This is a genomic window from Deltaproteobacteria bacterium (assembly GCA_022340465.1).
In the GTDB taxonomy this organism is placed as follows: Bacteria; Desulfobacterota; Desulfobacteria; order Desulfobacterales; family B30-G6; genus JAJDNW01.
In genome coordinates this window covers 1-6537 of record JAJDNW010000090.1, presented here as the reverse complement: position 1 = coordinate 6537, position 6537 = coordinate 1, and the positions used below count along the sequence as shown (strand labels likewise).

General features: G+C 53.3%; 5 protein-coding genes and 2 rRNA genes. 3 read left to right on the top strand and 4 right to left on the bottom strand.

The features are described 5' to 3' along the window. The 3 genes from LJE94_13705 to LJE94_13695 form a co-directional block, all read left to right on the top strand. On the top strand, nucleotides 1-1222 hold a 1222-nt coding region (locus LJE94_13705; GenBank protein ID MCG6911164.1), incomplete at its 5' end, for a hydrogenase iron-sulfur subunit. Nucleotides 1223-1226: 4 nt separating this feature from the next. Beyond that, nucleotides 1227-1934, top strand: a complete 708-nt coding sequence (locus tag LJE94_13700; GenBank protein MCG6911163.1) for a 4Fe-4S dicluster domain-containing protein — start codon at nucleotides 1227-1229, stop codon at nucleotides 1932-1934. Between the two features lie 54 nt (nucleotides 1935-1988). Beyond that, complete coding sequence (locus tag LJE94_13695; protein ID MCG6911162.1) at nucleotides 1989-2468, top strand: (Fe-S)-binding protein; 480 nt, start codon at nucleotides 1989-1991, stop codon at nucleotides 2466-2468. Nucleotides 2469-2612: 144 nt separating this feature from the next. Here LJE94_13695 and LJE94_13690 read toward each other — a convergent pair whose 3' ends face one another. The 4 genes from LJE94_13690 to LJE94_13675 all read right to left on the bottom strand — a co-directional run. Further along, nucleotides 2613-4010, bottom strand: coding sequence for a sigma-54 dependent transcriptional regulator (locus tag LJE94_13690; protein MCG6911161.1), 1398 nt, complete (start codon nucleotides 4008-4010; stop codon nucleotides 2613-2615). Between the two features lie 155 nt (nucleotides 4011-4165). Beyond that, complete coding sequence (locus tag LJE94_13685; GenBank protein MCG6911160.1) at nucleotides 4166-5701, bottom strand: hypothetical protein; 1536 nt, start codon at nucleotides 5699-5701, stop codon at nucleotides 4166-4168. Nucleotides 5702-5934: 233 nt separating this feature from the next. Further along, nucleotides 5935-6051 (bottom strand): 5S ribosomal RNA (gene rrf / locus LJE94_13680). A gap of 136 nt (nucleotides 6052-6187) precedes the next feature. Continuing rightward, nucleotides 6188-6537: ribosomal RNA gene (locus tag LJE94_13675) — 23S ribosomal RNA — on the bottom strand; the annotation flags it as partial.

Below are 6537 nucleotides of genomic sequence, written 5' to 3'. Positions count from 1 at the left end.
GGCCGTCGCCTTTCAGAAAAGCCCCGTCGACCAGCAAGGGAGCGTCGTTTTCCTGACAGGCATCTACCATGAAAGCAGCCCCCTGATATGCAGGGAAGTCATGGCAACCGCTTGCAAATACGCCGCCCAGGGGCAAAAGGTCTACATTCTGACCGGGAACCTGAAGGTGGCCGGTGACGGCCTGGAAGCACGCTACAGGACTTCCCGCCAGGCTGGTGTCACCTACGTCAAATTCAACACGGAAAAACCGGAAATCAGCCAGTTGGAGAGTGGCAGGGCCGTCGTCACCTTCACCGATGAAATCACCGGACATCGTTTCAGGCTGACGCCGGAGCTGACCGTGGTCGACGAGGCCCTCTCGGTGTCGATGTTTGCCGCGGATGCGGCTGCAACGCTCGCCCTGGAACAGGATGGAGATGGCTTTGTTCAGGCCGACAACGTCCACCGGCTGCCGGTGCGAACCAATCGCCGGGGCATACTGGCCGTCGGCCCGTCGCGGGGCGTCATGGACCTGAAGCAGCAGGTCATGGACATCCACAATGCCGCCCTGGCCTGCCTGCAGCATGAAGGGTCAACCGCCTTTCTCACCCCCCACGCCGAAATAACGCCGGGATGTGTCCGCTGCCTCACCTGCTACCGCAGCTGCCCTTTCGGCGCCATTTCGCTCAACGGCAGCCTCACGGTTGTCAAGGAGTTGTGTGAAGGTTGCGGCATATGTGCGGCAGAATGCCCCCAAAAAGTCATCCGCATGAACGACCTTGCCGACGGCTCTCCCGCTGAGCAGCTGGTCAGGCTGAAACCTGTCCCTGGCGAGCGCGCAACGCATCCCGTTATCTACGCATTTTGCTGCAGCCGTTCGGCCGCCCAGGCGGCGGCACTGGCAGGTGTTATGGGCCGCCCACTCCCCGCCGGTTTGAGAATCATCCGGGTTCCCTGCGCGGGCGTGATCGCCACGGGTGACATCCTGAGGGCCTTCCAGCAAAAGGCGGACGGCGTTATGGTGCTCACCTGTCACCAGGGCAACTGCCAGGCGGAAAAGGGGAACTTGCATGCCCGGCGGCGCGCGGAAGGGGCCATGGTCCTTATGGAGCAGATCGGCCTCGACAAGAAACGCCTGCACTATGCAACGTTGGCTTCCAACATGGCGCACGAATTCGGCGAAATTGTCTGTGCCTTTGCCGATTCGCTGGAAAATTTGTATCGTTCGTTTTTAAAAGGGTAAACCAATGGCTGATTCCTCGAATATAATCGACTTGGACAAAATCGACCACAGCGCCTTCCGGGACTGGCCCTTTTCGCAGGACTTCTGCATCACCTGCGGGCTGTGCGCCAGTTCCTGCCCGGCTTCCGGCATCGACGGTTTCGATCCGCGTAAACTTGTCCGAATGGTGGCGCTCGGTCTCGCGGATGAAGCGGTCGCAGCCCGCTGGCCTTGGATCTGCACCATGTGCGGCAAGTGTGAAACCGTATGCCCCATGGAAATCGACATTGCCGATGTTGTCCGGCGGATAAGGTCCCTGCGACAGCGTGATGCCGTGCCCGGAATTCTTCACAAGGGCCTGGCAGCGGCGCTGGAAACCGGCAACAACCTGCGCCTGCCGAAAGAAGACTATATCTTCATCATCGAGGATGTCGCCGAAGAAATAGCCGAGGAACCGGGATTTGAAAATTTCAATGCTCCCATCGACAAGCAAGGGGCTCGTCTCCTGACCACCATTCACAACAAACTTGTCAACACCCACACCGAGGATCTTAAGCACTGGTGGAAGATCTTTCATCTTGCCGGGGAGGACTGGACAATTCCCTCGGAAAACTGGGAGGGCACCAGCTGGGGGTATTTCACGGGTGATGACGAAGCCATTAAAACCATGGCCGGCCGCATCGTTGCCCACATGGAAAAACTGGAGATCGATACCCTGCTGTGGCCCGAATGAGGGCACGCCTATCTCGCGACCCGGTCGGGTCTTGAAAAGCACTTCCCCGAAGCGTTGGAAACCTACAACTTCATAACGGTTTTCGACCTGTTGATCCAATACATTCGGGAAAAACGCATCGTCCTGGACAAGACACGCTTCAAGGGGCTGGCAACTTACCATGACCCGTGCAATTACGGAAGGAAGGCCGAGAAAAAATTCGGCCACGGCTATTTTGAAGAGCCCCGCTGGATCATGAGCCAGTGTCTGGAAAATTGGGTAGACCTGTATCCCACCGGGCGCAGCCAGATATGCTGCGGCGGCGGGGGCGGAGCGCTTACCTCGGGATATAACGAGGAGAGAATTTTTTACGGGCGCAAAAAGATGGAACAAATCAAGGCCACGGGAGCCGACATGCTGGTGGTACCCTGCCACAGTTGCCATGGGCAGCTCAACAATATCAAGGCGGACTACGATATGCAGCACCTGGAAGTAAAATACCTCTGGGAGCTGGTGGCCGACTGCATGATCGTAAAAGGGGAAAAAAGCGCATAGCCCATAACTTATAGCTGATAGCGTGCCATGCGCTATGACCTGTCAGCTATACCGATTGGCACACATAAGTCCATTCCGTACTATAGGCCATGCGGAACGTTTTTCTGGCAACCACTATATGAGCTCATCTCTGTTTCACTTGACTCACAGTGCAATGCCATATGCCTTGATTTTGCTCAGAAGGGAGGGATGGCTGATTTCAAGCATCCGCGCCGCGTGGGTCCGGTTGCCGTTGGTAGCCTCCAACGCCCTGATGATCAACCGCTTTTCCAGTACCTTTTGGGCTTTCTTGAGGGATGTCTCGCCCTCCAGCAAACCGTTTACTATTGACCTTTCCGGCTTCCCGAAATCAGGCGGCAGGTGTTCGGGAAAAATGGTATCCTCATCGGAAAGAACCGCGGCTCTTTCGATAATATTCTCCAACTCGCGCACGTTGCCGGGCCAGTGGTATGCCAGCAGGCGATTCATGGCCTCGGACGAAACCGCCCGCAGACGTTTCCCCAAACTTTTGTTGAAACGTTTGATGAAATGATCGGCCAGGGGAGGAATATCTTCCACACGGTCCCTCAACGGCGGCAGGGCGATGGGCATGACGTTGAGACGATAAAAAAGATCTTCGCGAAAAACACCTTCCTTGACTTCATCCTCCAGGTTCTTTGCCGTTGCGGCGATTACCCGGACATCCACCTTGGCGATTTTGGTCGAACCAACGGGTCGAATTTCATTTTCCTGAAGGACCCTTAGCAACTTTACCTGCAGCGAAGTGGGCAGTTCCCCGATTTCATCCAGAAAGATGGTCCCTTTGTCAGCTTCCTGGAAAAGGCCCTTCTTGTTCCTCTCGGCACCGGTAAACGCGCCTTTGGTATATCCGAAGAATTCGCTTTCCAAGAGATTTTCAGGAATACCGCCGCAGTTTACCGTGATCAGGTTTCTGTCTGAACGGTTGCCGGCCAAATGGATACCCCTGGCCACAAGTTCTTTGCCGGTGCCGCTCTCCCCGGTAATCAGCACGGTCGTGTCGTAGCAGGCAACCTTTTCGGCCATCCCGATGGTTTCCCGCATGATACTGCTTTTGGCTATCATGTTTCCGAAGCGGTAGCCCTCTTCGATTTTCTGTATACGCTCCTTGAGGAACCGGTTTTCACGCATCAACCGCTCCCTCTCCTCGGCCTTCTTCAGGGTGAGATAGACTTCGTCGGACTTGAACGGTTTTGAGATATAGTCGTAGGCGCCACTTTTCATGGCAGCGATGGCGGTCTCTATACCTCCGTAAGCGGACATCATGATGACCGTGGTCTGCTTGAGTATTTCCCGACCGGCCTTTAAGAAGGCAATCCCGTCCATTTCGGGCATCTTGATATCGCAGAGGATGAAATCATAGGCCTGCGCGCCGACCATTTGCAGAGCCACAGCCCCGTTTTCAGCGGAATCCACGCCATAGCCGAATTTTTTCAACATGGCCGTCAGCATGTGCCGCATATTCTCTTCGTCGTCGATCACCAGCAATTTTTTATTCTCGGAAGAATGTCCGCCGTTATCCATCGCTTTTTCCTGATAGCTTCTGGCCTTATGGTTGGTTACCATTTCGATATTAGCTATCCGTATTCCCGGTTTATCCGGGTTAGGTTTACAGATAGCATCCCGCTTTTAGGCGACTTAAAACATAAAACCTTAAACGTAAAACGATCGTTTTCGACCTATTGATCCACCGGAAGGCGAATGGACACGCGCGCCCCCCCCTCTTCCGGATTTCCGGCTTTTATGGTCCCCCCGAATGACTCGATAATCATAAAACTCACCGAGAGGCCGAGGCCGGTTCCCTTTCCGGGTTCCTTGGTCGTGAAAAAAGGATCGAAAATATTGTTCATACACCCTTCCGCGATACCGGGGCCGTTGTCATCGAAGGCTATCTCCATCCAGCGCTTCACAGCGCCCTCGTCCAGGTCCTTCTCCGTCGTTGTCCTGGTCGCTATCCGGATCCGTCCATTCTGACTTTTTCCGGTGGATTTTATGGCGTCGGCCGCGTTGATAGCCAGGTTCAAAAACACCTGCCGCAGTTGGTCGGCATCGGCAACAACGGCGTCCCTGTCGGCACCCAGGGAAAGGTCAAGCCGAATGCCCGACATCAACGGCTGGAGTTTCAAAACATCGGAAATTTCATGAATGATATCATGCACAGAGATGTGTTGGGTGCCCTTGGAAGAAGGCCTGGAGAGTTCGAGCAGTTGATTGATCACCTTGTTGATCCGGTTGATCTCGTTTTCCGTCCTTTCGACGTACTCGGCCATCTCCTCTTCATCGAGATCCTTCTGCTTGATCAATTCGAGATATCCCATGACAATGCCGATGGGGTTGCCGATCTCGTGGGCGATGCCGGAGGACAACCTTCCGACGGATGCCAACTTTTCCGCCCGGATTATCTCTTCCTGCGCCTGCTTCAATTTCAAGTTGGCCTTTTCCAGGGACGCTACCGAAGATCGTAATTTTTTCTTGTCTTCCGAAATTCTGTTCAACATGAGATTCAGAGCTTTCGACAAGGTGTTCAGTTCGTTATCCTCTTTTCTGACCGGAAAAAAAGTGCCGTCCTCCTCCTGATAATCCTCCGCCATGGCCACGAGTCTGTTTATGGGTTCGAGGTACAGCCGTGAAAGGCGGTAAAAACCTATCAGAGCAAAAATAAGCGTGTTGGCCAGAAGATAGAGCATGGTGAAGCGCTGCGCTCTTCGCTGCAGGCGGTACATTTCCTCAAGATCGATGACCATGCCGACAGCCGCCCGCTCCCCCCGGTAATCGATGGGATCTGCTATCAGAAGATAGCGGCTCTGTTTCCAGAACACCCCCCAGGTAGAACCACTCAAGAGCATCTTAGGCTTCTTCGAAGACAAACTCCCGAGCATCGCTTTCTTTAGGTCGGGTATATCGATAGAGCCTTTTTCGGCAGCATAGATCGTCTTTCCCGAAGAAGCCATCAGGTTGATGCTCAAAACCTCTTTTTCGGCCAGCATGTCGGCAAAAAGAGACTTCAGGCCGGGCGGCACACTGGTGCTCGTTTCTTTTTCTGCAAACAGCCTTTGTTTTACCATGGCCGTCATCAAAAAGCCTTGGTTGCCTTTTGATTTGATCAGGTCTCTCTGGAGGGTTTTAACGGCAACAAAGTCGATCAGCAGCATGCCGATGAACAGCAGCAGGGTAATGCTGACAACGATATTTGTTTTAAGCCGGCGTCCAAACATGCGAATAAGTTAGCCCGAAGTTTAGCGTTTCAAATTTTAAGGCAGAAGCGCATTCCCCTGGTATGGGCGGCAACGCAGCCATAAGCGTGCAAGCCACGACAATCGCTCGAATTAGATTAGCATATGCGAAGATCCAATGCAAATTTGTCGCAGGTCGGCGGATATTATGTCATATGTCCGCATAACGCAAAAAACCCGGAGCCACTTGTCGTGACCCCGGGTTTATAAAAAATTTTCGGCGGCGTCCTACTCTCCCACTCAGTCTCCCGAGCAGTACCATCGGCGCTGAAGACCTTAACTTCCGTGTTCGGGATGGGAACGGGTGTTACCTCTTCGCTATCGCCACCGAAAAACTTTATTTCTGTGTTTGGTGTTTGATGTTTGGTGTTTTGAGATGCTTAGAAACGCAAAATACCAAATACAGATCACTAAACACTATTAGATTATGAGCACACAAAGACGTTCAACATAGAAAAGAGAAAAAATATGGCTAAGCCTCACGACCTATTAGTACCCGTAAGCTGAACACATTACTGTGCTTACACACCGGGCCTATCAACCTTGTAGTCTTCAAGGGGTCTTCAGTTCTGCCGGTTTCCCGGCAAAAGGGATATCTAATCTTGAGGTAGGTTTCCCGCTTAGATGCTTTCAGCGGTTATCCTTTCCGAACTTAGCTACCCAGCGATGCCGCTGGCGCGACAACTGGAACACCATTGGTTCGTCCATTCCGGTCCTCTCGTACTAGGAACAGCTCCTCTCAAATATCCTACGCCCACGAAAGATAGGGACCAAACTGTCTCACGACGTTTTAAACCCAGCTCACGTACCACTTTAAT